Below are 25,305 nucleotides of genomic sequence, written 5' to 3' on the forward strand. Positions count from 1 at the left end.
CAGCGCGGATTAGGATGGGCCTAATCAGGGGAAGTGGCGGCGGATGGCTTCGGCGAAGGCCTGCGCCAGCACCGGGTTGGCCTCCGGCCCGTAATGGATGCCGTCCAGCGGGCTGACCCGGACCAGTTCCCCGGCGTCGAGGAAGGGCAGGCCGTTGCGCTCGGCCATCGCCCTGATCCTTGCGGCCAGCAGGCGGGATTTCGCCGCCCCGCCGGCGAAGATCTCCGCCAGGCAACCCACCTCTTCGATCGGCGGAGGCGCCACCATCAGGATGCCGGGGGCGGCGCCGCCCGGCCCGGCGGCGCTGGCGCGGATTTCCCGCACCAGCCGCTCCAGCGCCAGGGCGATGTCGCCGGCGTTGACGCTGAACCGCTCCTTCAGGTCGTTGGTGCCCAGCATCACCAGAACCGCATCCACCGGCCGGTGCGTCTCCAGCAGCGCTGGCAGCACCCGCAGGCCGTTGCGGTGCGGCCCCTCCACCGGGTCGTCGTGCAGCGTCGTGCGCCCGGGATGGCCCTCGGCGATCACCTCCCAGTCCGGCAGCAGCGCCTGCAACCGGCCGGCCCAGCGTTCGGCGCGGGAGAACCGCCCGGTGTCGGACAGCGCCGCCATCGGCATCGTGCCATGGCTGTTGCTGTCGCCGAACAGCAGCAGGGTGCGGGTCACGGCGTCACCTCATAGGGCCAGTTGGCCTGGCTGAACGCCCCGCCGTCGACCCAGAGCGTCTGGCCGGTGACGAAGCCGGCGGCCTCCGAGATCAGGAACAGCAGCGGGCCGCAGATGTCTTCCGGCGCGCCGACCCGGCGCAGCGGGGTGACCTTCGCCCAGGTGGCGGCGTAGTCTCCGGCCTCCGAGGCCGTCCGCTCGGTGGCGATGGCGCCGGGGGCGATGCAGTTGACGCGGATGCCAAGGGGCCCAAGCTCCACCGCCGCGACCTTGGTGAACTGCTCGATCCCGCCCTTGGAGGCAGTGTAGTCCACCAGCCGCGGGAAGGCGAGCTTGTTGCAGCCCGAGCCGAGGTTGACGATGGCGCCGCCCCGGCCGGCGGCCACCAGCGCCCGGGCGAAGCTTTGGGTGTTCAGGAAGCAGCCGCGCAGGTTGGTGCGCATCACCGCATCCCATTGCTCGGCCCGCAGGTCCAGGAGCGAGGCCCAGGTCTGGATGCCGGCATTGTTGACCAGAACCTCCGGCGCCGCCCCGGCCCAATCCGCCACCGCGTCGTGAAACGCGGCCACCGCCGCTTCGTCGCCGGCGTCGCTGTCCCAGCCCCTGGCCCGGCGCCCAAGAGCGGCCACCTCGACCTCCAGCCGCGCCGCCGCCTCGGGCGCGCCGAGATGGGTGAAGCCCACGTCATGCCCGGCCCGGGCCAGCGCCAGCACCAGAGGCCGCCCGATGGCCGAGACCCCCGCCGTCACGATGGCAACCATGTTCCCCTCCGCTCCGCCGCCAGCTTAGCGGGCTGACGGCAAAGGAAAACCCCCTGATGGAGCGCCTTGCGGCCGATGTCGGAGCCTCCGGCGGGGATATTTAAGTCCAGAAAGAGGGGCAAAGGTTTCTCCTCTTTCTGGACTTAAATATCCTCGGGGGGTCTGGGGGGCGAAGCGCCCCCAGCCTGCGACATTGGCCGCAAAGGACTCCCGCCGGCCGCAATGTATAAGGCTTGCCGCGGCAGCGGCTCAATCCAGCAGCCCGGCCAGCCGCTCCGGCGGGCGGCAGAGCGCAGTGCCCTTGGCGGTGCGGACGAAGGGACGTTCCACCAGCACCGGATGGGCGACCATGGCGGCGATCAGCGCCGCCTCGGACACGCCCTCGGCGGTCAGCCCGAGGTCCTTCGCCAGCGGCTCCTTCGCCCGCAGCGCCTGCCGCGCCGTCATCCCCGCCTCGGCCAGCAGCGCCCGCAGCCCCGCCTCGGTCCAGCCGGTCGCCAGATACTCCACCACCTCCGGTTCCACCCCGGCCGCCCGCAGGTCGGCAAGCACCCGGCGCGAGGTGGAGCAGCGCGGGTTGTGCCAGATCGTGGCGGTCACGGCAGCACCTCGAAGCGGTCGACATCGACCATGCCGTGGTCGGTGATCTTCAGATGCGGGATCACCGGCAGGGCCAGGAAGGCGAGTTGCAGGAAGGGTTCCTCCAGCGTGACCCCCAGTTCGCGGGCGGCGGCGCGCAAAGCGACCAGCGCCTCGCGCACCTCCTCGAACGGCCGCAGGCTCATCAGCCCCGCCACCGGCAGCGCCAGCTCCGCCAGAACCTTGCCGCCGCGGGTCACCACGAAGCCGCCCTCGATCTCGCCCAGCCGGTTCGCCGCCAGCGCCATGTCGGCGTAATCCGCCCCCACCACGGCGATGTTGTGGTGGTCATGGCAGACGGTCGAGGCGATGGCGCCCGCCTTCATCCCGAAGCCCTGCACGAAGCCGGTCGCGCGGTTGCCGTTCTTCCCATGCCGCTCGATCACCGCGATCTTCATCAGGTCGCGCGCAGGATCGGGCCGCTTGTCGCCGTCCACCGGGGGAATGTCGAAGCTCAGGTGCGGGGTGATGATCTTGCCCGGCAGGATGCCGATCACCGGCGTCTCGGCCCGGTTGCCGGCGGTGCGGAAGTCCTGCGGCCCCACCTTCGGCGCCTTGACCGAGGCGCGGGCCACCGGCTCGGTCCCCTTGCGCGCCGCGAAGCCCGCGTCGTCCGCCAGCACGCCGCCGGCGAAGACCATCGCCGCATGGCACCCTTCCAGGCTGTCGATCACCGCGATGTCGGCCCGTTTCCCCGGCGCGATCAGCCCGCGGTCCTTCAGCCCGAAGGCCTCGGCCGCCGACAGCGAGGCCGCGCGGTAGACCGCCAGCGGCGGGCAGCCCAGGCCGATGGCCGTGCGGATCATGTGGTCCAGATGCCCATGCTCGGCGATGTCCAGCGGATTCCTGTCATCGGTGCAGAGGCAGAGATAGGGCGAATGCCGTTCCGTCAGCACCGGCGCCAGCGCGTGCAGGTCCTTGGAGACCGAGCCCTCGCGGATCAGCACCCGCATCCCCTTGCGCAGCTTCTCCAGCGCCTCCTCCGCCGTGGTCGCCTCGTGCTCGGTGCGGATGCCGGCGGCGATGTAGCCGTTCAGGTCCAGCCCGCGCAGCAGCGGCGCGTGGCCGTCGATATGGCGGCCGCGGAAGGCCTCCAGCTTGGCCAGGCAGCCTTGGTCCTTCATCAGCACGCCGGGGAAGTTCATGAACTCGGCCAGCCCGATCACCTTGGGGTGGTGCATCAGCGGGACCAGGTCCCCGGCCTCCAGCCGCGCTCCCGCGGTCTCCATATGGGTCGAGGGCACGCAGGACGACAGCTGCACGCGGATGTCCATCAGCGTCTGCGCCGCGGAGTCGAGGAAGTAATGGATGCCGGTCAGGCCGCAGACATTGGCGATCTCGTGCGGGTCGCAGATCGCGGTGGTGACGCCGCGCGGGGTGACGCAGCGGTCGAATTCATGCGGGGTGACGCAGGAGCTTTCGATATGCAGGTGGGTGTCGATGAAGCCGGGCACCAGCACCTTGCCCGCCACGTCGATCTCCCGCCGGCCGGCGTAGGTCCCGAAGGTGCCGACGATGGTGTCGCCGCAGATCGCCACATCGGTCTCGACCATCTCTCCGGTGATCAGGTCGAACACCCGGCCGCCCTTCAGCACCAGGTCGGCGGGAACAAGGCCGCGGCCCTGGTCGATCAGCTCCGGCAGCGGTCTTTGCGTCGCAACGGTCATGGCGCCCTCCCTTTCCGGCCATGGAACCCCCGGCGGGCGCAAAGGTCCAGAGGGATTGCACTTCCCCGCCGCCCCATGCTTCATCGGCGGGATCGAAGGAGCCCCCCATGCGCCCGCTGCGCGGCATATCCTACAAGCTGGCCTCGGTGCTGGTGTTCATCACCATGTCGGCGCTGATCAAGGCCACCGCCGACCATGTGCCGGCCGGGCAGACGGTGTTCTTCCGGTCGTTCTTCGCCATCCCGGTGATCGTCGCCTGGCTGGCCTGGCGGCGGGAACTGGCGCAGGGCTTCCGCACCGCCAATCCCTTCGGCCATTTCTGGCGCGGGCTGATGGGCACCTGCGCCATGGGGCTGGGGTTCGCGGGCCTCGCCTACCTGCCGCTGCCCGAGGTGACGGCGCTCGGCTATGCCTCGCCGATCCTGACGGTGGTCTTCGCCGCGATGTTTCTGGGCGAGGAGGTGCGGCTCTTCCGCATGGCCTGCGTCGCGCTCGGCCTCTGCGGGGTGCTGGTGGTGGTCTATCCGCGGCTGACCGTGCTGGATCCGGCCCAGGCGGGCTATGCCGAGGCCTTCGGGGCGATGGTGGTGCTGGGAGGCGCGATGTTCTCGGCGCTGGCGCAGGTCTTCGTGCGCAAGCTGGTGCTGGCCGAGAAGACCGCGACCATCGTGTTCTGGTTCTCGGTCACCGCCTCGGTGCTGTCGCTGGCCACCCTGCCCTTCGGCTGGGTCTGGCCGACGCCGGCCGAGGCGGCGCTGCTGGTCGGCGCGGGGCTTCTGGGGGGCGTCGGGCAGATCCTGCTGACCTCCAGCTACCGCGAGGCGGATGCCTCGCTGGTGGCGCCCTTCGACTATGCCTCGATGATCTTCGCCCTGGCCATCGGCTGGTTCGTCTTCGCCGAGGCGCCGACCTGGACCATGCTGCTGGGGGCCTCGCTGGTGGTGACGGCGGGGATCCTGATCATCTGGCGGGAACGGCAGCTGGGTCTGGAGCGGGCGCGGCAGCGCAAGGCGATGTCGTTGCAGGGGTGAGGCAGGCTTTGCCCGGCCTCCTTGGCGAAGGCGCGTGCCTTCGCCACAGTGCGCCATTTCAACCTTCCCGGCCGGGCCTCAAAGGCCCGGCCAGCGCCCGCCCGCCCCTCGGCGGGCGCTTCTCGCCCGCCCGGGCGGGCGCTGGCCTCTCCCGGTCTCGTGCTGCCACCGTCTCCGGGGACAGCCGCTGTGCACGGGCGGGGGCGAGGCAATGCCTCGCCTTTTCCCGCCCGCCACGATGCGCTCTCCCCCTGCTTGCCCCTTTCCCTCCGCCCCGGCTAACCTCCAGCCAAACGAAAGGACCCCCGGATGACCCCCACCGGCCTCGCCAAGCTGATCCGCGCCCGGGCCGAGGGGCCGGGGCGGCTCCTCGTCGCGCTGGCGGGGCCGCCGGCCTCGGGCAAATCCACCCTCGCCGCCGCCCTGGCCGAGGCCCTTTCCCCCGGCGCGCGCGTCGTCCCCATGGACGGCTTCCACTACGACGACGCGGTGCTGGAGGCCCGCGGCCTGCGCGCCCGCAAGGGCTCGCCGCCAACCTTCGACGCCATGGGCTTCCTGCATCTGCTCCGCCGCCTGCGCGAGGAAGAGGAGGTGGCGATTCCGATCTTCGACCGCGCGATGGAACTCTCCCGCGCCGGGGCCGACATCGTGGGGCCAGAGGACCGCATCCTGATCGTGGAGGGCAACTACCTGCTGCTGGACGAGGACCCTTGGCGCGCAATGGCGCCGATGTTCGACCTGACCGTCTTCCTGGACGTGCCCGAGGCGGAACTGGTCCGCCGCCTGACCGCCCGCTGGAAGCACCACGGCCGCGAAGACCAGGCCGCCCGCGACTGGATCGAGTCCAACGACCTGCCGAACGCGCTGACGGTGATCACCCGCTCCCGCCCCGCCGAGATCACGCTGCGGAACCTGTGACGGGCGCGGCGGCCCCGATTTTTCGTCGAAAAATCGCCCTCTTCCGGCATCGGCGGCACGCCTTACGCCCGGGAAAGGCTTGAATTCCCCGGCCCGGCGGGCAAGTCTGCCCGCCACCATCCGGCCCGAGGAGGACCCGTCCCGCATGTCGCCTGCGCTGATCGCAGCCCTGCCCTTTCTCGGCGCGATTCTGGCCGCGCTGGCGGGATGGCTGGGGCGCGGCGCGGCGGCGCTGACGGCAGGCGCGGCGACCGCGCTGGCGCTGGCGGGGCTGCTGTCCCACGCGCCTGCGATCCTGAACGGCACCCCGGTCACGGCCACCTTCGACTGGCTTCCCGCCCTCGGGATGAACGCCAGCTTCCGCATCGACGGGCTGGGGCTGATGTTCGCCGGGCTGATCCTTGGCATCGGCCTGCTGATCATCCTCTACGCCCGCTTCTACCTTGCCCCCAGCGAGCCGATGGCGCGGTTCCTGACCTGCCTGATGCTGTTCCAGGGCGCGATGACCGGGATCGTGCTCTCCGACAACATTCTGCTGCTGCTGGTGTTCTGGGAACTGACCTCGCTTTCCTCCTTCCTGCTGATCGGCTGGTGGAGCCACCTGCCCGAGGGCCGGCAGGGCGCCCGCATGGCGCTGGCCGTCACCGGCGGCGGCGGCATCGCGCTGATCGCCGGGATGCTGATCCTGGGCCGCATCGCCGGGTCGCACGAACTGTCGGTGATCCTGCAAAGCCGCGAGGCGATCCTGGCCAGCCCGCTCTACCCGCTGGCGCTGGCGCTGATCCTGCTGGGCGCCTTCGCCAAGTCGGCGCAGTTTCCGTTCCACTTCTGGCTGCCCCACGCCATGGCCGCGCCGACGCCGGTCTCGGCCTATCTGCATTCGGCGACGATGGTGAAGGCCGGGCTCTACCTGATGGCGCGGCTCTGGCCGGTGCTGTCGGGAACGGCGGAATGGACCGTGGCGGTGGCCGGGGCCGGGCTGCTGACCATGCTGCTGGGGGCCAAGGTGGCGCTGTTCAGGGACGACCTGAAGGCGATCCTGGCCTGGTCCACCGTCAGCCACCTCGGCCTGATCACTTTCCTCCTCGGCCTCGGCACCAAGGCGGCGGCGAGTGCGGCCATGCTGCACGTCCTCGCCCATGCCAGCTTCAAGGCCGCGCTGTTCATGGTGGCCGGGATTGTCGACCACGCCACCCATATCCGCGATCTCCGCCGACTCGGCGGCTTGCGGCGGGCGATGCCGCTGACCTTCGTCCTCGCGCTGGTCGCCGCCTTGTCGATGGCCGGCATCCCGCCGCTGAACGGCTTCCTGTCGAAGGAGGCGATGCTGGAGAATGCCGCGCTGACAACGCCCCTCGTCGCCCTGCTGGCGCTGGCGGGGGCGCTGCTGTCGGTGGCCTATTCCCTCCGCTTCCTGGCCGGAATCTTCCTCGGCCCGCCCATGGAAACCCGCGCCCATGACCCCGGCCCCGGCCTCTGGCTGGCACCGGCCCTGCTGGTTGCCATCGTCATCGCCTCCGGCCTGATGCCGATGGCCGTCTTCGGCCCCTTCGTCGAGGCCGCCGCCTCGGCCACGACCGGCACGCCGGTCCACGCCCATATCGCGCTCTGGCACGGGCTGGCCTCGCCCGCGCTGTGGATGTCGCTCGCCGCCCTCGGCGGCGGCCTCGTCTTGCTCGGCCTCTACCCCCGGCTGCGGGCGGTCTGGGAGGCCGCGCCGCTGCCCGAGGCGAAGGCGGTGTTCGAGGCCACCACCGATGCCCTCGCCCGCGCCTGCCGCAGGGCGACCGACCTCCTGAACGACGGCCGCCTCTCCCGCAGCATCTTCGCCGCCACCGCGGTGATCGTGGCGCTGGCCGCCTGGGCCTTCCTGACCGGCCCCCATGCCGCCGGCAACCGGCCGCTGCTGCCGCTGGAATTCGCCCCTCTCGCCGGCTGGGTCCTGCTGACCGCCGCCGCCATCGCCACCGCCTTCCGCCACCGCAACCGGGTGCTGGCGCTGCTGCTGACAGGCATCGTCGGGCTGATGCTCTCGGCCGCCTTCGCCTGGGCCTCGGCCCCCGACCTGGCGCTGACGCAGATCACGGTGGAGGTGGTGACCATCCTCCTCATGCTGCTGGCGCTGAACTTCCTGCCGGACGAGACTCCGCGGGAAAGCACTTCCCTGCGCCGCGCCCGCGACGCCGCCCTTGCCGCCGCCGCCGGCATCGGCGCCGGCCTGCTGGCCTTCGCGCTGATGACCCGCGACCCGGCCTTCCCCCGGGTGTCGGACTACCACTGGGCGCAGTCGAAGCCCGGGGCCGGCGGCACCAATGCGGTGAACACCATCATCGTCGATTTCCGCGGCTACGACACCTATGGCGAGATCACCGTCCTCGGCATCGCCGCGCTGGTGATCTTCGCGCTGGCCGCGTCCGTGCTGTCGTCGAGGACCGCGCTGGACCGGCTGGCCGGGCTGAAGCTGGCCCGCAACGCCGGCGACCCGCATCCGCCGATGCTGGTCGCCGCCACCCGCTTCCTGATGCCGCCGGCGATCCTGGTCGGCATCTTCATCTACCTGCGCGGCCACAACCTGCCGGGCGGCGGCTTCGTCGCCGGGTTGGTGGTCTCCATCGCCATCCTGCTGCAATACATCGCCTCCGGCTTCGTCTGGTCCGAACGCCGTCTGCGCTTCGGCCATCAAAGCCTGATCGGCGCCGGCGTGCTGGTGGCCACCCTGACCGGAGCCGCCGCCTGGGCGATGGGATGGCCCTTCCTGACCTCGGGATACACCCATATCCACCCCTGGCCGCTGGACGAGGTCGAGCTGACGACCGCCGCGCTGTTCGACCTGGGCGTCTTCCTCTGCGTCCTGGGCGGGGTGCTGCTGGCGCTCTCCACCCTGTCGCGGCTGGCGCAGCACACCGCGGACCGGGAGCTGTAGATGGAAGTGTTGTTCGCCCTGACCATCGGCCTGCTCACCGCCGTCGGCATCTACCTGATGCTGCGGCTGCGCAGCTTTCCGGTGATCCTGGGGCTGACCTTCCTCTCCTATGCGGTCAACCTGTTCATCTTCTCCGCCGGCCGGCTGAAGACCGCCGCGGCGCCCATCGTCGGCACGGTGGAGGCGCCGACCGACCCGCTGCCGCAGGCGCTGGTGCTGACCGCCATCGTGATCAGCTTCGGGATGACGGCGGTGATCGTGATGATGGCCCTCGGCGCCTGGCTGGAGCTTGGCCACGACGGCACCGACCCCGCCTCCGGCACGCCGGAGGATCGCGGCTGATGGGGCACTGGATCGTCGCCCCCGTCGTGCTGCCCGCGGCGCTGGCCGCGCTGTCGCTGTTCGCGGGCCGGTCCGGCATGGCCGGACGGGTGCTGTCGCTGGGCGGCACCGCGGCGCTGCTGGCGATCGCGCTGGCGCTGCTGCAGGCCGCGACCGAGGGGCCGCCGCAGCTTTACCGCCTCGGCGACTGGCCCGCGCCCTTCGGCATCGTGCTGGTGCTGGACCGGCTGTCGGCGCTGATGCTGGTGCTGACCTCGGGCCTTGCGCTGGTGGTGCTGGCGCAGGCCGTCGCCACCGGCTGGGACCGGCGCGGGCGGCGGTTCCATGCGCTCTGGCTGTTCCAGCTGATGGGCCTGAACGGCGCCTTCCTGACCGGCGACGCCTTCAATCTCTTCGTCTTCTTCGAGGTGCTGCTGATCGCCTCCTACGGGCTGATGGTGCATGGCGGAGGCGGCCCGCGCATCCGCGCCGGGCTGCAATACATCGCGGTGAACCTGCTCGGTTCCACCCTGTTCCTGTTCGCGCTGGCGACGATCTATGCCGTCACCGGCACGCTGAACATGGCCGACCTGGCGGCGAAGCTGCCCGCGCTGCCCGAGGGCGACCATGCGCTGATACGGGTGGCGGCGGTGCTGCTGATGCTGGTCTTCGCGGTGAAGGGGGCGCTGGTGCCGTTGCAGTTCTGGCTGCCAGGCACCTATGCGCAGTCGCCCGGCGTGGTGGCGGCCCTCTTCGCGGTGATGACCAAGCTGGGCGCCTATGCCGCCCTGCGCTTCGGCACCCTGGTCTTCCCGCCCGACCTTGCCCTGACCGGGGGGATGATCGGCCAGTTTCTCCTGCCCGCCGGGCTGGTCACGCTGGCCTTGGGCGCCGTCGGCCTCCTCGGCGCAAGGTCGCTGCCGCGGCTGGCCGCCCATGCCGCGGTGATGTCGATGGGCACGGTCTTCACCGCCCTTTCCGCCTTCACCGCCGCCAGCACCACCGCGGCGCTTTACTACATGATCCATTCCACCCTTGCCGGCGCGGCGCTGTTCCTGATCGCCGACCTCGCCCGCGACCGCGGGTCCGCGGGGCTGGACGCCGCCTCCCCGCCCCTGCCGGGGGCACTGGCGGCGCTGTTCTTCGCCGCCGCCATCGCCACCGTCGGCCTGCCGCCGCTGTCGGGCTTCCCGGCCAAACTGATGGTGCTGCAGGCGCTGCCGTTCTGGCCGGTCTGGATGGTTGTCCTCGGCGCGACCTTCCTCGCCCTGCTGGCGCTGTCCCGCGCCGGCTCCGCCCTGTTCTGGAAGCCGCAGGGGCAACCCGCCGCCCTGCCCGCAAGCCAGGCCCTCGCCCCCGCCGCCCTGCTGCTGGCGCTGGCGGCGCTGACCGTCTTCGCCGGCCCCGTCACCGGCTGGCTGGCCGGCACGGCGGAGGCCCTGCACGACCCCGCCCCCTATATCCTCGCCAACGACCTGCCCTGAGGTGCCTGAGCAAATGCCTCTCCGCCGCCTCTTCCCCCATCCCGGCCTGACCGTCTTCCTGACGCTGTTCTGGCTGGTGCTGGCCGACAGCTGGACCTTCGGCTCGCTGGCCCTCGGCGCCACCCTCGCCACCGCCGTCCCGCTGCTGACCGCGCCCTGGTGGCCCGGGAAGCCGCGGCTGAAACGCCCGCTGGCGCTGCTGCCCTACCTCGGCATCGTGCTCTGGGACGTGGTGGTCTCCAGCTTCCAGGTGGCGCGGATCGTGCTGTTCCTGCCGCCCGACCGCATCCGCTCCGCCTTCATCGCCGTCCCCACATCGCTGACCTCGCCCGAGGCCGTCGCCCTGCTGGCCGGCACCATCACCATGACCCCCGGCACGCTGACCGCCGACATTTCGGCCGACGGCCGCGTCCTCCTGGTCCACGCGCTCCACGCCCCCGACCCCGAGGAGGTGCGGCAGGGCATCATCACCCGCTACGAATCCCGGCTGAAAAGGATTTTCGCATGATCCTCGACCACGCCCTGACCTTCGCCATCGGCTGCTTCGCGCTGGCGCTTCTGCTGAACCTGATCCGCATCGCCACCGCCCCCGGCTTCGCCGACCGGGTGCTGGCGGTCGACACCATGACCGTCAACGTCACCGCCTTGGTCATCCTCTACAGCGCCCGCTCCGGCTCGGTCTTCAGCTTCGAGGCGGCGGTGATCTTCGCCATGACCGGCTTCGTCTCGACCATGGCCTTCTGCAAATACCTGCTGCGCGGGAGCATCGTCGAATGACCGCGCTGGCCGAGATCGTCGTCGCCCTGCTGCTGGTCGCCGGGGGGCTGTTCGGCCTGATCGGCTCCTTCGGCCTCCTGCGGCTGAAGGACCGGATGCAGCGGCTGCACGCGCCGACCAAGGCCACCACGCTGGGCGTCGGCGCCGCGCTGGTGGCGGTGGCCTTCCATGTCTGGCTGGCCGAGGGCCGCCTCGCCCTGCGCGAAATCCTTGTGGCGGTGTTCTTCTTCTCCACCGCGCCGCTGTCGGCGCTGTTCCTGGCCAAGGTGCATCTCTTCCGCGACATCCCGCGCGACAGCCTGCCGCCGCCCGGAACCGGCAGCGACTGGGCCAGCTTCACCCCCGATCCGCCGGGCGGCAAAACCTGACCAGCCGGTCAGGCCCGCCCTTGCCAGCCCGGTCCCGCGCATGGCATCCTGACCCTGCCCGTCCGGGCAAGCGGAGGCCGCCTTGCAGACCCTGACCCCGACCAAGGCCGACCCGGGCCTCCTGCCGCAGCTTGCCCCCCGGCAGGGCCATCCGCGCAACCCCGGCATGGCGCTTGACCTCGACTGGGTGGCCTCGGTGCAGGCCAACACCAGCGCCATCGAACGGCGCTGCGCCACGCTGGGCGGCCGCCGCAGCGTCAAGAAGGACTTCCAGGCGGCGTGGCTGCTGAAGGCCATCAGCCTGATCGACCTGACCACGCTCTCCGGCGACGACACCCCCGGCCGCGTCCGCCGCCTCTGCGCCAAGGCCCGTCAGCCGGTGCGGGCCGAGATACTCGACGCCCTCGGGATGCCCGGCCTGACCGTCGGCGCCGTCTGCGTCTACCACGAGATGGTGGAAACCGCGGTGCAGGCGCTGGAGGGATCGGGCATCCCGGTCGCCGCCGTCTCCACCGGCTTCCCCGCCGGGCTGTCGCCATATCATCTGCGCATCGCCGAGATCGGCGAGTCGGTGAAGGCCGGCGCGCAGGAAATCGACATCGTGATCTCCCGCCGCCACGTCCTCACCGGCGACTGGCAGGCGCTTTACGACGAGATGCGCGAGATGCGCGCGGCCTGCGGCGACGCCCATGTGAAGGCGATCCTCGCCACCGGAGAGCTGCAGACCCTGCGCAACGTCGCCCGCGCCTCGCTGGTCTGCATGATGGCCGGCGCAGATTTCATCAAGACCTCCACCGGGAAAGAGGCGGTGAACGCCACCCTCCCGGTCAGCCTGACCATGATCCGCTGCATCCGCGACTACCAGGACCGCACCGGCATCAAGGTCGGCTACAAGCCCGCCGGGGGCATCTCCAAGGCCAAGGACGCGCTGCTTTACCTCGCGCTGATGAAGGACGAACTCGGCGACGACTGGCTCTACCCCGACCTGTTCCGCTTCGGCGCCTCCTCGCTTCTGGGCGACATCGAGCGGCAGCTGGAACACCACCTGACCGGCCATTACTCGGCCGGCCACCGCCACGCGATAGGATAAATGATGGCCACGAAAGCTGATCTAGAGAATTGGGTCATTGAAGCGATTCGCGCCACCGGAGGCGAAGCTTCAATCGTAGAAGTTGCCAAGTATATCTGGGCAAACTTTCGCAAGGAACTCGAAGGCTCCGGCGACCTATTCTATACTTGGCAATATGACATGCGGTGGGCAGCTCAGAATCTCAGAGGCGCAACGAAACTGACCTTCTCAGGTCGAAAGTGGGCATTGAAGTGACCATCCAGGAAATCTTCGACGCCATGTCCTACGGCCCCGCGCCCGAGGCCGACACCGAGGCGCTGGCCTGGCTGGCGAAGCACGAGGGCCGCTTCGGCCACTGGATCGACGGCCGCTTCACCGCGGCGGAGGACCCGTTCGAGACGCGGAACCCCGCCACCGGCGCGGTGCTGGCGCAGGTGTCGCAGGGCTCCGCCGCCACGGTGGACAAGGCCGTCGCCGCCGCCGCCCGCGCCTTCCCGAAATGGGCGCGGACGCCGGGGCACGAGCGGGCGAAAGTGCTCTACGCCCTCGCCCGGCTGGTGCAGAAGCACTCGCGTCTCTTCGCCGTGCTGGAGACGATGGACAACGGCAAGCCGATCCGCGAAAGCCGCGACATCGACATCCCCCTGGTCGCGCGGCATTTCTACTACCACGCCGGGCTGGCCCAGCTTCTGGCCTCGGAAAAGCCCGGGATGGAACCGCTCGGCGTCTGCGGGCAGGTCATCCCTTGGAACTTCCCGCTCTTGATGCTGGCCTGGAAGGTCGCCCCCGCGCTGGCCGCCGGCAATACCGTGGTGCTGAAACCCGCCGAATACACCCCCCTCACCGCGCTTCTCTTCGCGGAAATCTCCCGCGAGGCCGGGCTGCCGAAGGGCGTGCTCAACATCGTCACCGGCGACGGCGACACCGGGGCGGCGCTGGTCGCCCATCCCGGCGTGGCGAAGGTGGCCTTCACCGGATCGACCTCGGTCGGCAAGCGCATCCGCGAAGCCACCGCCGGACAGGGCAAGGCGCTGACGCTCGAACTCGGCGGCAAGTCGCCCTACATCGTCTTCGACGACGCCGATCTCGACTCGGCGGTGGAAGGGTTGGTCGATGCGATCTGGTTCAATCAGGGCCAGGTCTGCTGCGCCGGCAGCCGCCTCTTGGTGCAGGAGGGCGTCGCCGACCGTTTCCATGCGAAACTGAAACGCCGGATGGACGGGTTGCGGATCGGCGACCCGCTGGACAAATGCATCGACATCGGCGCCATCGTCGATCCGGTCCAGCTGGACACCATCACCCGGCTGGTCGACGCCTCGGACGGCGACATCTACCGCGCCGCCACCCCTGTGCCGCAGGGCTGCTTCTACCCGCCGACGCTGATCACCGGCCTCTCCACCGCCTCGCGGCTGATGCAGGAGGAGATCTTCGGCCCGGTGCTGGTCTCGATGACCTTCCGCACCCCGGCCGAGGCGGTGGAACTGGCGAACAACACCCGCTACGGCCTGGCCGCCAGCCTGTGGAGCGAGAACATCAACCTCGCCCTCGACGTGGCACCGAAGCTGCGCGCCGGCGTGGTCTGGGTCAACGGCACCAACATGTTCGACGCCGCCGCCGGTTTCGGCGGCGTCCGCGAATCCGGCTTCGGCCGCGAGGGCGGCTGGGAGGGGCTGACGGCCTACCTCAAACCCTCCCGCAGGGCGCGGCCGCTGAAAGCCATCCCCGCCGTCCCCCAACCGCGCGACCCGCAGGTGGACGGCATCGACCGCACCGCCAAGCTGTTCATCGCCGGCAAGCAAGCCCGCCCGGACGGCGGCCATTCCCGCGCCGTCTGGTCGCCGCGGGGCCGCCTCCTCGGCCATGTCGGCCTGGCCAACCGCAAGGACGTGCGCAACGCGGTGGAGGCCGCCCAGGCCGCGAAAGGCTGGGGCCGGACCACCGCGCACAACCGGGCGCAGGTGATCTACTACATCGCCGAGAACCTCTCCGCCCGCGGCGCGGAATTCGCCGCCCGGATCCGGGAGATGACCGGCAAGGACGGCAAGGCCGAGGTGGAGGCGTCGATCCAGCGCCTGTTCACCTATGCCGCCTGGGCCGACAAATACGAAGGCGCCGCGAAGCCGGTGCCGATGCGCGGCCTCGCCCTGGCGCTGAACGAACCCGTCGGCGTCATCGCCGCGCTCTGCCCCGACGAGACGCCGCTCCTCGGCCTGATCTCGCTGATGGCCCCGGCCATCGCCATGGGCAACACCGTGGTCCTTGCCGCCTCCGACCCCTTCCCGCTGGCCGCGACCGATTTCTATCAGGTGCTGGAGACCTCGGACCTGCCGGCCGGGGTGGTCAACATTCTGACCGGCAGCCATGCCGACATCGCCAAGCCGCTGGCCGGCCATATGGACGTGGACGCGATCTGGGCCTTCGACGGCACTCCGGCGGCGCTGATCGAGAAGGAAAGCACCGGCAACCTGAAGCGCACCTGGGTCGCCAACGGCCAGTCCCGCGATTGGCGGACTCAGGGCGAGGGGCGCGAATTCCTGGCCCGCGCCACCGAGGTGAAGACCGTCTGGGTGCCCTACGGCGAATGACCCCGCGCACCCGCCTGCGAGAGCTCTACGAGGGCCACGGCGAGGCGGGCGACCGCTTCCGCTATGGCTTGCTGGCCTTCGACCTGGCGACGGTCTGCTACCTTGTCGCCAGCTCCTTCCTGCCGCGCGGGCCGGCCAACATCGGCATCGACATCGCCATCGGGCTGATCTTCCTGGCCGACCTGCTGGCGCGGCTGCTGATCGCGCGCCGCCCGCTGCGCGAGCTGTTCAGCCTCTGGGGCATCGCCGACCTCTTGGTGATCGTCTCGCTCCTGTTCCCGATCTGGGGCGAGGGGCTGGCCTTCCTGCGCGTCCTGCGGCTCTACCGCGTGCTGCATTCGCCGCAGACGCTGGACCAGCTGGGCGACGACATCCCCGGCTTCCGCCGCCATCAGGACATGCTGCGCGCCGGGGCCAACCTGCTGATCTTCCTCTTCGCCATGACTGCGCTGGTCTACGAGACCCAGTCCGGCGTGAACGAGGGCATCGGCGACTATGTCGATGCGCTCTACTTCACCGTCACCACGCTTTCCACCACCGGCTTCGGCGACGTGACGCTGGTCGGCACCTGGGGCAGGCTGCTGTCGGTGCTGATCATGATCGTCGGCATCAGCCTGTTCCTGCGGCTGGTGCAGGTGGCGCTGCGGCCGCGGAAGGCGCATTTCCCCTGCCCCCGCTGCGGGTTGCGCCGCCACGACCACGACGCCGTGCATTGCAAGGCCTGCGGGACGCTGCTCAATATCCCCGACGACGGGCTCGATTGACCCCGTGGCGGGGGCCAGCCCCCGCACCCCCGGAGTATTTGGGCCAAGATGAAGGAAAAGCCGCTTCATCTTGGCCCAAATACTCCCGCCGGAGGCTCCAACGCCGGCCTCAGTCCATCCGCAGGGCCATGTCGAGCATCCGGTTGGAGAAGCCCCACTCGTTGTCATACCAGCCGAAGACCCGCAGCATCCCCTGCGGCGTCACCTTGGTCTCAGGCGTCGCCATCACCACCGACTCCGGCCGCGCCCGCAGGTCGGTGGAGACAAGCGCCCGGTCGGTCGCGCCGATCACGCCGCCGGCGGCCCGGAAGGCGGCGTTGACCTGATCCGCCGTGACCGGCCGCTCGGGCATCAGGTGGAAGTCGACGCAGGAGACGCTTGCCACCGGCACCCGCACCGCCTGCGCCACGATCCGCCCCGCCACCTCGGGCAGGACGCAATCCAGCAGCCGCGCGGCCGAAGTCGTGGTCGGCACCATCGACAGCGCCGCCGCCCGGCTGCGGGCATAGTCAGCGGCCGGGGCATCCACCACCGGCTGGCTGCCGGTGTAGCAATGCACCGTGGTCATCGAGCCGGTGACGATGCCCCATTGCGCATGGATCAGCTTTGCCAGCGGCGCCAGCGCGTTGGTGGTGCAGGAGGCGTTGGAGACGATCCGCTGATCCCCCAGCCGCTCCTCGTTGGCGCCGAGGACCACCGTCAGCTCCGCCGCGGCCGAGGGGCCGGAGACCAGCACCCGCGCTGCCCCCGCCCGCAGGCCGCGCCCGGCAACCTCGGCCGTGTCGGCCCGGCCGGTGCATTCCATCACCAGATCGGTGCCTTTCAGGTCCAGCGTGGAAATGTCGCCGGTCCGGTGCAGCGGGATCGCGCGGCCGTCCACCACCAGCGCGCCGTTCTCCAGCGCCACCTTGCCTTTCCACGGGCCGAAGACCGAGTCGAACTCGAACAGATAGGCGCACATCTCCGGCGCGGCGATGTCGTTGATGCCGACGATCTCCAGCCCCGGCCAGCGGCCCGGCGCCCCCGCCCAGGCCCGCAAGACCGAGCGGCCGATCCGCCCGAAGCCGTTGATGAAGACCCGCATCGCAGATCGCCCTCCCGCCGCCGTCAGCGCAGTCTCACCACGGCAGGGCCGCCGCATCAACAGGGCTTTGATCAAAACTTGTGCCCGTCACAATCCGCCGGGGACGGAGGCGCAGGAGGAAAGGCCGGGATCAGACCCGGACCTCGATCCCCATCCCGCGCTCGCGCGCCCGCGCCACCGCGACGGCGGCAACGGCAAGGTCCTGCAACCCGACGCCGGTGCCGTCGAAAAGCGTGATCTCCCCGGCCGAGCGGCGCCCCGGATGCGCCCCCACCAGCACCTGGCCGATGGGCGTGATCGCCGCCTCCGCCAGCGCACCCGACCCCACCGCGTGCTGCGCCTCGCCGATGGTCACCGACTGCGCCACCTCGTCGGCGAAGACCGACGCCCCGGCCAGCAGCGCCGGCTCCACCTCCTGCTTGCCCACCGTATCGGTGCCCATGCAGGCCAGGTGCGTGCCGGGCGAGACATGCGCCGCCATCAGGCTGGCCGCGGGCGAGGAGGTGATGGTCACGATCACATCCGCCTCGCGCATCCGCGGCAGGTCCACCGCCTCGAATGGCAGCCCCAGTTCCGCCGCCACCGCGCCGAGGCGGGGCAGCATCTCGGGGTGCAGGTTCCAGCCGATCACCCGCTCGAACCGCCGCACCCGCGCCGCCGCCCGCAACTGGAACCCGGCCTGATGGCCGGCGCCGACGATCCCCAGCACCTTGGCCTCCGGCCGCGCCAGCCGGTCGATCGAGACCGCGCTCGCCGCCGCCGTCCGCAGCGCGGTGAGGAGGTTGCCGCCCACCATCGCCTGCGGCCGCCCGGTCTCGGGGTCGAACAGGAAGACCGAGGACTGGTGATTGATCAGCCCCTTCTCGGCATTGCCGGGAAAGTAGCCGCCCGCCTTCACCCCCAGCTGGCCTCCCGCCCGGTCGAGCCCCGACTTGAAGCCGTATTGCCGCCCGCCGCCGAGCGCCTCGCGCACCACCGGGAAGTTGTAGGCTTCGCCCCGGGCCATGGCGGCGAAGGTGGCCTCCACCGCCGCGAAGGCATCCTCGGGCGAGACGAGCGAGGCGATCAGCGCCTCGGGAACGATCAGCATGGCAGTCCTTTCCGGCAATCCGTCCCGGGCCCCAGCCTGTTGCCGGGGCCCGATTTTTCGTCGAAAAATCGTATCCTCAATAGGCCTTGCCGCGGGCCGAGACCGGCCAGACCGCCTCGACCTTGCCGTTGCGCACGCCGACATACCAGTCGTGCACGTTGCAGGTCGGGTCGCAATGGCCCGGCACCAGCTTCAGCTTGTCATTGACCTTCAGCACGCCCTGCGGGTCCTCGACCACGCCATGCTCGTCGCTGCACTTGATGTATTTCACATCGTCGCGGCCATAGACGAAGGGCAGCCCGCTGTCTACCGACTGCGCCTTCAGCCCGGCATCGACCACCGCCAGATGCGGCTTGGCATGGCTCATCACCGAGGTCAGGATGAACAGCGCGTTTTCCCATTCGCCCTTGTCGATGCGCTTGCCCTCGGCGTCGTGGATGCGGCCGTAGTCGGCATCCATGAAGGCGTAGGAGCCGCATTGCAATTCGTTGTAGACCCCCGAATTGCTTTCGAAATAATAGCTGCCGGTGCCGCCGCCCGAGACCAGCTCCGGCTCCAGCCCCGCCACCTTCAGCCCCGCGACCGCATCCTTCACCTGCGCGATGGCGGCGTCCAGCTTGGCCTTGCGGTCGTCGTAGCTGTCCATGTGCTGCATCGCGCCCTGATAGGCCTGGATGCCGGTGAACTTCAGCCCCGGCGCGGCGTCGATGGCCTTGGCGATCTCCACCACCTCCGGCGTGGTCTTGACCCCGCAGCGCCCGGCACCGCAGTCGATCTCCACGAAGCATTCCAGTTGCGTGCCGTGCCGGACCGCCGCCGCCGACAGGTCGGCCACGTTCGCCACATCGTCGACGCAGACGATGATCCTGGCTCCCAGCTTCGGCAGGCGGGCCAGGCGGTCGATCTTCAGCGGGTCGCGGACCTGGTTCGAGACCAGCACGTCCCTGATGCCGCCGCGCACGAAGACCTCGGCCTCCGAGACCTTCTGGCAGCAGACGCCGACGGCGCCGCCCAGCCGTTCCTGCAGCTTCAGCACGTCCACCGACTTGTGCATCTTGCCATGGGCGCGGTGGCGCATCCCGTGCGCCTTGGCATAATCGCCCATCTTGACGATGTTGCGCTCCAGCGCATCCAGATCCAGCACCAGGCAGGGGGTCTGGATCTCCGCCTCGTCCATCCCCGGCAGCGCGGGGATGTCGTAGCCCACTTCCAGACCCTCGAAATTCGTTTGCTTGTTCATGTCCTGTCCCCTCATTTCATCCAGGGCAGCCGGTCGAGATCGACATTGCCCCCGGTCACGATCACCCCGATCCGCCGCCCCCGGAACCGCTCGCGGTTGGCCAGGATGCAGGCCAGGGGAACGGCGCTCGACGGCTCCATCACGATCTTCATCCGCTTCCAGATCAGCTTCATCGCGTCGACGATCTGCTCCTCGGTCGCGGTCAGCACGTCCTTCACATGGCCGCTGACGAAGTGCCAGGTCAGGTCCTTCAGCGGCACCTTCAGCCCGTCCGCCACCGTCTCCGGCGCGTCGTCGGCGATGATATGCCCGGCGCGGAAGCTGCGCGCCGCATCATCGGCGTTCAGCGGCTCGGCGGCGAAGACCTCCACCCCCGGCGCGAGGGTCGACAGCGTCAGGCAGGTGCCCGAGATCATGCCGCCGCCGCCGATCGGCGCCACCACGGCCTCCAGCCCCTCCACCTGCTCCAGCAGTTCGCGCGAGCATGTCCCCTGCCCGGCGATCACCCGCGGGTCGTTGTAGGGATGGACGAATTCGGCGCCGGTCCGCGCCTCCACCTCGGCGAAGACCGCCTCGCGGCTCGACGTCGAAGGCTCGCATTCGGTGATCTGGCCGCCATAGCCCCGCACCGCGTCCTTCTTCGCCTGCGGCGCCGTGCGCGGCATCACCACATGGCAGGGAATCCCCCGCTGCCCGGCGGCATAGCTGAGCGACAGCGCATGGTTGCCGCTGGAATGCGTCGCCACGCCCTTGGCCGCCATCTCATCGCTCAACCCGAACACCGCATTGCAGGCGCCGCGCACCTTGAACGCCCCGGCCTTCTGGAAGTTCTCGCATTTGAAGAACAGCTCCGCCCCGGTCAGGTCGTTCAGATAGGAGGAGGTCAGCACCGGCGTCCGGTGGATATAAGGCGCGATCCGCTCATGAGCCGCCAGCACGTCATCGAAGGTGGGAACGATCAATCCGTTCAGGTCTTTCACGGCCAACCCCTTTCATCTGTCCATAAGTATCCCGGGGGGTCCGGGGGGCTGGCCCCCCGGCGCTCTCCACCCTCACTCCGCCGCCAGGGCCATCGCCGGCGCCGTGCCGCGGTAGTATTCCTGCGCCGCCGCCACGCCCGAGCCGAGCCGCACCGGCCAGCCCAGATCGGCCATGCACATCTCGGCCACGGCGAGGCCCGACAGCACCATGGCGTCGGTCAGCATCCCCAGATGGCCGATGCGGAACACCTTGCCGGCCACCTCGCCGAGGCCCACGCCGAAGGCCATGCCGTATTTCGACGCCGCCAGCTGTACCAGATCGGTGCCGTTGCAGCCCTCCGGCACCTTCACCGCAGTGACGGTGTCCGAATACAGCTCCGGCGAGGCCGCGAAGGGCGCCATCCCCCAGCCGGCGACCGCGCGGCGGACGCCCTCGGCCAGCCGGTGATGGCGGGCATAGACGTTGTCCAGCCCCTCGTCCTCCAGCAGTTCGATGGAATGGGCGAGGCCCGCGATCAGCCCGACGGCCGGCGTATAGGGATAGCCGCCGCGGGCATAGGCCGCCAGCATGTCGCGGAAGTCGAAGAAGGTGCGCGGCAGCTGCGCCGTCTCCATCGCCGCCAGCGCCTTGGGCGAGACGCCCAGGATCGCCAGCCCCGCCGGCAGCATGAAGCCCTTCTGGCTGCCCGCCACCGCGATGTCGACGCCCCAGCCGGCGAAATCGAAGGGCATCGAGGCGATGGAGGACACGCCATCCACGAACAGCATCGCCCCATGCCCGGCCGCATCCATCGCCCGGCGGATGCCGGCGATGTCGGACCGCACCCCGGTCGCCGTCTCGTTGTGGGTGACGAGGACGGCCTTGATATGGCCGCCCTTGTCGGCCTTCAGCGCCTTCTCGATGGCGGCCAGCGGCGCGCCCTGGCCCCAGGGCGTCTCGATGATCTCGACGTTCAGCCGGTGGCGCTGGCAGAGGTCGATCCAGCGGTGGCTGAACATGCCGAAGCGCGCGGCGAGAACGGTGTCGCCGGGCGACAGCGTGTTGGTGATCGCCGCCTCCCAGCCGCCGGTGCCGGTGGAGGGCAGGATGACGACCTCGCCCGCATCCATCTTCAGCACCCGCTTCACGCCGGCCACCGCGGGCTTGAACAGGCGGGCGAAGGCCGGGCTGCGGTGGTCCAGCGTCGGCATGTCGCAGGCCTTGCGGACCGATTCCGGCATGTTGGTCGGGCCGGGGATGAAGACCGGGTTCTGGAAGGACATGGCAGAAAGCTCCCTCTTGGATGGAACCACATTAGGGCGACCGAGCCGTCATCACAATTTTTTCGAAAAGATTTTTCATTTGATTCGAGAGGTGATAATCTCCCGCCGGATCATCACCTTGCGGTTTTTCAGCCGCGGCAGGAGGAAAACCGATGGCGCAGAAACCCCGCGGCCGACCCAAGGCCTTCCACGACAAGACCGACCAGAACACCGTGCAGGCGCTGGACCGGGGGCTGGAGATTCTCTCCCATGTCGCCGCCTATCCCGGTCGGACGCTTTCCGAGATCGCCGAGGCCACCGGCGAGGCCGTCGCCACCGTCTACCGCGCGCTGGTCACCCTGCAGGGCCACGGGATGGTCGAGGTCGAGGAACCCGGCCAGTTCTGGCACATCGGCTCCGGCGCCTTCCGCACCGGCACCGCCTTCCTGCGCCGCACCAAGGTGGTGGAACGCGCCCGCCAGCCGATGGACCAGCTGATGCGCGACACCGGCGAGACCGCCAACCTCGGCGCCGAGGTCAAGGACGAGGTGGTCTTCCTGGCCCAGGTCGAAACGCACGAGGCGATCCGCGCCTTCTTCGCCCCCGGCACCAAGGGTCCGATGCATTCCTCCGGCATCGGCAAGGCGCTGCTGGCCTGGTATCCCGAGGAGAAGGTCCGCGGCATCATCGCCCGGCAGGGACTGGCGAAGTTCACCTCGCTGACCCTGACCTCGGACCATTCCCTGCTGCGCGACCTGACCCGCACCCGCGAGCGCGGCTTCTCGATCGACGACCAGGAACGCGCCGAAGGAATGCGCTGCGTCGCCGCCCCGATCTTCAACGCCCACGGCGAGCCGGTGGCGGGCCTGTCGGTGTCAGGCCCCGCCTTCCGCATGGGCCTGTCGGACGCGACGCGGATCGGGGAACTGGTGCGGGCGGCGGCGGACAGGGTGACGGAAGCGACGGGCGGGATGCAGCCATGAGACTGCCGATCAGCCAGAGAATCGAGGGCCCGATCCGGCAACAGGCGATGCCAAGCAGCAAGAGGGAAGCATGACAGTTCTTCGGATCGTGGCGAATATCAGCACGTCAGAGATCGGTGAAGTCCGAAGCTTTTACGAAACGCTGTTCGACATGACCGTCGGCATGGATCACGGCTGGATCGTAACGCTGATGTCGGGCCAAAGCGCAGCCACCCAGATCAGCATTGCCGAAGAAGGCGGGGCGGGCACTCCCGTTCCCGACTTTTCGATAGAGGTCAGCAATGTGGATGAAGTATTCGAGCGGGCAAAGGCGCGGGGCTTTCCCATCGCCTACGACCTTACCGACGAACCATGGGGGGTGCGTCGCTTCTACCTCCGGGACCCGGCGGGGAAGCTGGTGAATGTATTGGAACACAGGCAAGCCTGACCTCCCGTGATGGGCTTACATCGCCCGACCGCAAGGAAGCATCCTGAGAAGAGAGATAAGTGGTGGCGAGGGGGGGACTCGAACCCCCGACCCCGCGATTATGAGTCGCGTGCTCTAACCAGCTGAGCTACCTAGCCACTGGCGGGCGGAATAGGCGGTCGGTCCGGCCCCGTCAAGAGGCATTCCGACGGCCTCGCGCAGGTGTTCCGCTCCGCCGTGGGCGCTCCCCGGGCCGCCCTACTCCGCCGCCCGGTCGTGCGCCACCCGCGGGCGGCCGGAGGCCGTCACCGTCACCATGCCCTCGACGAACATCGTCCGGCCCTCGATCTCGGCGCCGCGCACCTCGCGGCTGGCGGTCACCCGCAGGTCCACCGCGCCCGCCAGCCGCGCCCGGGCCACCGCCTCCTCGCGAAGCGCCGCCTCCATCGCGTCCATCGCCGCGTCCTGGTCGGCGAAATGCTGCGGGCCGGTGGACATATGCGCGGTGAACCGCCCCTCGCCCGGCGAGGAGACCATGCCGGAGACCCGCTGGCTGACCTGCCCCGCCACCGCGCCGATGGCATTGGCCACCCCAGCATGTTCCGGCAGGATCATCTCGCAACCCAGGCGGTCTCCCACCGCGCCGTAGTAGGAGGGCGCCGATGCCCCCAGCCCGATCACCGGCACCGCCAGCCGCGCCGACAGCGCGACGATGCCGCTGTGCCGCGACAGGCCCGCCGCGGTCAGCCGGTGCAGCGCCAGCGCCACCGGGTCCTCGCCGGCGAAGGCGCTGTCCTCGGCGAAGGCGGCCTCCAGCAGGCAGTCAACCGTCTGCGCCGTCAGCTGGTCGACGATGGCCTGCGCCAGCGCGCCCGGACCCTGGGCGAAGCGCTCGCCCGCCCCGGTCCGCCGCCGCGCCATCAGCATCAGCGCCTTCTCGGCCGCCGCGGCGTCCCAGCTGTCCAGCTGCCCCAGCACGTGGGAGGCATCCGAGGGCGTGACGCCCGAGATCATCACCAGCCCCCGCGCCACCAGCCGGTCCAGCGCCACCGCCTCCAGCCGCGAGGTCAGGGCATCGGCCATCGGCATCGGCCGGTCCAGCCGCGCCAGCACCGCCTGTTCCCGCGGACCGAGACCGCCCGCCGAACCGGCCATCGGCAGGACGAAGCGGCCGTCCATGTCGCCCGCCTTCTCGGACGACAGCCAGCGGTCCAGCGCGGCATGGACCATGGCGCCATGCTCCGCCGCCAGCAGCGACACCGGGATCAGCCGCCGCGGGCCGAGGCGCAGCCCGCCCTCCAGTCCCTCGGTCAAGAGATGCACCTCGCTGTCGCCGCCAAGGCCGGTGGTCCGCATCGCCACCGCCTCGACCATGGTGCGGAAGCCGCCGACGCGGGCGCCCTGCGGGTCGATCTCGGGCAGGCCGTCCTTCAGCAGGCAGACATCGGTGGTGGTGCCGCCGATATCGCTGACCAGCGCATCCTTCGCCCCGGTCAGCCAGCGCGCGCCGACGATGCTGGCGGCGGGGCCGGACAGGATGGTCTCGATCGGCCGCTCGCGCACCATGGCGGCGGAGATCAGCGCCCCGTCGCCGCGCACCACCATCAGCGGCGCGTCGATGCCCACCTGCGCCAGATGCCGCTCGCAGGCCGCGACCAGCCGGTCGATCATGCCGATCAGCCGCGCGTTCAGCACCGCGGTCAGCGCCCGCTTCGGCCCGTTCAGCTGGGCCGAGAGTTCATGCGAACAAGTCACTGGCCGCCCAGTCACCCGCCGGATCGCCTCGCGCGCGGCGATCTCATGCGCGGGGTTCCTCGTGGCGAAGCGGGCGGCCACGGCGAAGCCCATCACCTGCGGGCCAAGCTCCGCCACCGCCGCCTCCAGCGCCGCCAGGTCCAGCGGCGCCGCCTCGTTGCCGGCATGGCCGTGCCCGCCCGCCAGTCGCAGCACCGGGTCGCCCTTCAGCGCCTCGGCCAGCCCGCCGCGGGTCAGGTCGTCCTCGTCGAAGCCGATGAAGACCAGCGCGACGCGGCCGCCCTGCCCCTCGACCAGCGCATTGGTCGCCAGCGTGGTCGACAGCGAGACCAGCGCGATGTCGGCGGCCGCAATGCCCGCCGCCGCCAGCGCCGCATCCACCGCCCCGCCGATGCCGAGCGCGAGGTCGGCCCGCGTGGTCAGCGACTTCGCCTTGCCGAGAACCAGATTGGCGGCATCGTCCATGATGACCGCATCGGTATAGGTGCCGCCGGTGTCGACGCCCAGAAAATAGGCCATGCGCGTGTTCCGTTCCTGTCCTTCGCCCCGCCT

The 25,305-nt window shown here is 70.2% G+C and carries 24 protein-coding genes and 1 tRNA gene; 14 read left to right on the top strand and 11 right to left on the bottom strand.

The annotated features are described in order from the left end of the window. Nucleotides 1-24: 24 nt before the first annotated feature. The 4 genes from G5B31_RS03910 to ade all read right to left on the bottom strand — a co-directional run bounded on the left by G5B31_RS03910 (nucleotide 25) and on the right by ade (nucleotide 3,733). Nucleotides 25-666 (bottom strand): SGNH/GDSL hydrolase family protein, encoded by a 642-nt coding sequence (locus tag G5B31_RS03910; protein WP_165014007.1) that lies wholly within the window; start codon nucleotides 664-666, stop codon nucleotides 25-27. After that, nucleotides 663-1,427 (bottom strand): SDR family NAD(P)-dependent oxidoreductase, encoded by a 765-nt coding sequence (locus G5B31_RS03915; RefSeq protein ID WP_165014009.1) that lies wholly within the window; start codon nucleotides 1,425-1,427, stop codon nucleotides 663-665. Before G5B31_RS03915 ends, G5B31_RS03910 begins: the two co-directional genes overlap by 4 nt. A gap of 249 nt (nucleotides 1,428-1,676) precedes the next feature. Continuing rightward, nucleotides 1,677-2,027: an arsenate reductase (glutaredoxin) gene (gene arsC, locus G5B31_RS03920; protein WP_165014011.1), complete on the bottom strand. Its 351-nt coding sequence runs from the start codon at nucleotides 2,025-2,027 to the stop codon at nucleotides 1,677-1,679. Then, nucleotides 2,024-3,733: an adenine deaminase gene (gene ade / locus G5B31_RS03925; RefSeq protein ID WP_165014013.1), complete on the bottom strand. Its 1,710-nt coding sequence runs from the start codon at nucleotides 3,731-3,733 to the stop codon at nucleotides 2,024-2,026. Before ade ends, arsC begins: the two co-directional genes overlap by 4 nt. Before the next feature lie 107 nt (nucleotides 3,734-3,840). Between ade and G5B31_RS03930 the strand changes: the two genes are divergently transcribed. The 12 genes from G5B31_RS03930 to G5B31_RS03985 all read left to right on the top strand — a co-directional run bounded on the left by G5B31_RS03930 (nucleotide 3,841) and on the right by G5B31_RS03985 (nucleotide 15,973). Then, nucleotides 3,841-4,764, top strand: coding sequence for a DMT family transporter (locus G5B31_RS03930; protein ID WP_165014015.1), 924 nt, complete (start codon nucleotides 3,841-3,843; stop codon nucleotides 4,762-4,764). Between the two features lie 309 nt (nucleotides 4,765-5,073). Then, entirely contained in the window at nucleotides 5,074-5,682 is a 609-nt protein-coding gene (locus G5B31_RS03935; RefSeq protein WP_165014017.1) for a nucleoside/nucleotide kinase family protein, read from the top strand. Between the two features lie 145 nt (nucleotides 5,683-5,827). After that, the gene (locus tag G5B31_RS03940; protein WP_165014019.1) at nucleotides 5,828-8,605 is read left to right on the top strand and encodes a monovalent cation/H+ antiporter subunit A; all 2,778 of its coding nucleotides are present in this window, start codon (nucleotides 5,828-5,830) and stop codon (nucleotides 8,603-8,605) included. Further along, on the top strand, nucleotides 8,606-8,947 hold the full coding sequence (locus tag G5B31_RS03945) for a Na+/H+ antiporter subunit C (protein WP_165014021.1): 342 nt from the start codon (nucleotides 8,606-8,608) through the stop codon (nucleotides 8,945-8,947). It begins immediately after the preceding gene. After that, nucleotides 8,947-10,410: a monovalent cation/H+ antiporter subunit D gene (locus G5B31_RS03950; protein ID WP_165014022.1), complete on the top strand. Its 1,464-nt coding sequence runs from the start codon at nucleotides 8,947-8,949 to the stop codon at nucleotides 10,408-10,410. The genes G5B31_RS03945 and G5B31_RS03950 overlap by 1 nt, the downstream gene beginning before the upstream one ends. A gap of 13 nt (nucleotides 10,411-10,423) precedes the next feature. Then, nucleotides 10,424-10,918: a Na+/H+ antiporter subunit E gene (locus G5B31_RS03955; RefSeq protein ID WP_165014024.1), complete on the top strand. Its 495-nt coding sequence runs from the start codon at nucleotides 10,424-10,426 to the stop codon at nucleotides 10,916-10,918. After that, nucleotides 10,918-11,187 carry a monovalent cation/H+ antiporter complex subunit F gene (locus tag G5B31_RS03960; protein WP_165014786.1) on the top strand — a complete coding sequence of 90 codons (270 nt, stop codon included), beginning with the start codon at nucleotides 10,918-10,920 and terminating at the stop codon, nucleotides 11,185-11,187. The genes G5B31_RS03955 and G5B31_RS03960 overlap by 1 nt, the downstream gene beginning before the upstream one ends. After that, entirely contained in the window at nucleotides 11,184-11,555 is a 372-nt protein-coding gene (locus G5B31_RS03965) for a Na+/H+ antiporter subunit G (RefSeq protein WP_165014026.1), read from the top strand. Before G5B31_RS03960 ends, G5B31_RS03965 begins: the two co-directional genes overlap by 4 nt. A 91-nt stretch (nucleotides 11,556-11,646) precedes the next feature. Next, nucleotides 11,647-12,645 carry a deoxyribose-phosphate aldolase gene (deoC, locus tag G5B31_RS03970; protein ID WP_394352116.1) on the top strand — a complete coding sequence of 333 codons (999 nt, stop codon included), beginning with the start codon at nucleotides 11,647-11,649 and terminating at the stop codon, nucleotides 12,643-12,645. A gap of 3 nt (nucleotides 12,646-12,648) precedes the next feature. Beyond that, complete coding sequence (locus G5B31_RS03975) at nucleotides 12,649-12,879, top strand: hypothetical protein (RefSeq protein ID WP_165014028.1); 231 nt, start codon at nucleotides 12,649-12,651, stop codon at nucleotides 12,877-12,879. Then, nucleotides 12,876-15,209, top strand: coding sequence for an aldehyde dehydrogenase family protein (locus tag G5B31_RS03980; protein WP_165014030.1), 2,334 nt, complete (start codon nucleotides 12,876-12,878; stop codon nucleotides 15,207-15,209). Before G5B31_RS03975 ends, G5B31_RS03980 begins: the two co-directional genes overlap by 4 nt. Further along, nucleotides 15,206-15,973 (top strand): potassium channel family protein, encoded by a 768-nt coding sequence (locus G5B31_RS03985; protein WP_205911800.1) that lies wholly within the window; start codon nucleotides 15,206-15,208, stop codon nucleotides 15,971-15,973. Before G5B31_RS03980 ends, G5B31_RS03985 begins: the two co-directional genes overlap by 4 nt. A gap of 109 nt (nucleotides 15,974-16,082) precedes the next feature. On the opposite strand, the gene G5B31_RS03990 is transcribed toward G5B31_RS03985, so the two are convergent. The 5 genes from G5B31_RS03990 to bhcA all read right to left on the bottom strand — a co-directional run bounded on the left by G5B31_RS03990 (nucleotide 16,083) and on the right by bhcA (nucleotide 21,630). Then, complete coding sequence (locus tag G5B31_RS03990; protein ID WP_165014032.1) at nucleotides 16,083-17,057, bottom strand: type I glyceraldehyde-3-phosphate dehydrogenase; 975 nt, start codon at nucleotides 17,055-17,057, stop codon at nucleotides 16,083-16,085. A gap of 130 nt (nucleotides 17,058-17,187) precedes the next feature. After that, nucleotides 17,188-18,147 (bottom strand): iminosuccinate reductase BhcD, encoded by a 960-nt coding sequence (gene bhcD, locus G5B31_RS03995; RefSeq protein ID WP_165014034.1) that lies wholly within the window; start codon nucleotides 18,145-18,147, stop codon nucleotides 17,188-17,190. Nucleotides 18,148-18,223: 76 nt separating this feature from the next. Beyond that, nucleotides 18,224-19,387, bottom strand: a complete 1,164-nt coding sequence (gene bhcC / locus G5B31_RS04000) for a 3-hydroxy-D-aspartate aldolase BhcC (RefSeq protein ID WP_165014036.1) — start codon at nucleotides 19,385-19,387, stop codon at nucleotides 18,224-18,226. An 11-nt stretch (nucleotides 19,388-19,398) separates the two neighbouring features. Continuing rightward, nucleotides 19,399-20,367, bottom strand: a complete 969-nt coding sequence (gene bhcB / locus G5B31_RS04005; RefSeq protein WP_165014038.1) for a beta-hydroxyaspartate dehydratase BhcB — start codon at nucleotides 20,365-20,367, stop codon at nucleotides 19,399-19,401. A 72-nt stretch (nucleotides 20,368-20,439) separates the two neighbouring features. Beyond that, nucleotides 20,440-21,630 (bottom strand): L-aspartate--glyoxylate aminotransferase BhcA, encoded by a 1,191-nt coding sequence (bhcA, locus tag G5B31_RS04010; RefSeq protein ID WP_165014040.1) that lies wholly within the window; start codon nucleotides 21,628-21,630, stop codon nucleotides 20,440-20,442. A gap of 152 nt (nucleotides 21,631-21,782) precedes the next feature. Here bhcA and bhcR point away from each other — a divergent pair, with 152 nt between their 5' ends. Beyond that, nucleotides 21,783-22,592, top strand: coding sequence for an HTH-type transcriptional regulator BhcR (gene bhcR, locus G5B31_RS04015; protein WP_165014042.1), 810 nt, complete (start codon nucleotides 21,783-21,785; stop codon nucleotides 22,590-22,592). Between the two features lie 70 nt (nucleotides 22,593-22,662). Continuing rightward, complete coding sequence (locus G5B31_RS04020; RefSeq protein ID WP_165014044.1) at nucleotides 22,663-23,019, top strand: VOC family protein; 357 nt, start codon at nucleotides 22,663-22,665, stop codon at nucleotides 23,017-23,019. Between the two features lie 60 nt (nucleotides 23,020-23,079). Here G5B31_RS04020 and G5B31_RS04025 read toward each other — a convergent pair. Together G5B31_RS04025 and G5B31_RS04030 are read right to left on the bottom strand one after the other, a co-directional pair. Further along, nucleotides 23,080-23,156, bottom strand: a tRNA-Met gene (locus G5B31_RS04025). A 100-nt stretch (nucleotides 23,157-23,256) separates the two neighbouring features. Continuing rightward, on the bottom strand, nucleotides 23,257-25,272 hold the full coding sequence (locus tag G5B31_RS04030; RefSeq protein ID WP_165014046.1) for a hydantoinase/oxoprolinase family protein: 2,016 nt from the start codon (nucleotides 25,270-25,272) through the stop codon (nucleotides 23,257-23,259). Nucleotides 25,273-25,305 lie beyond the last annotated feature (33 nt).

Origin of the sequence: Rhodobacter sp. SGA-6-6, assembly GCF_011043545.1 — a bacterium.
GTDB lineage: Bacteria > Pseudomonadota > Alphaproteobacteria > Rhodobacterales > Rhodobacteraceae > Pseudogemmobacter.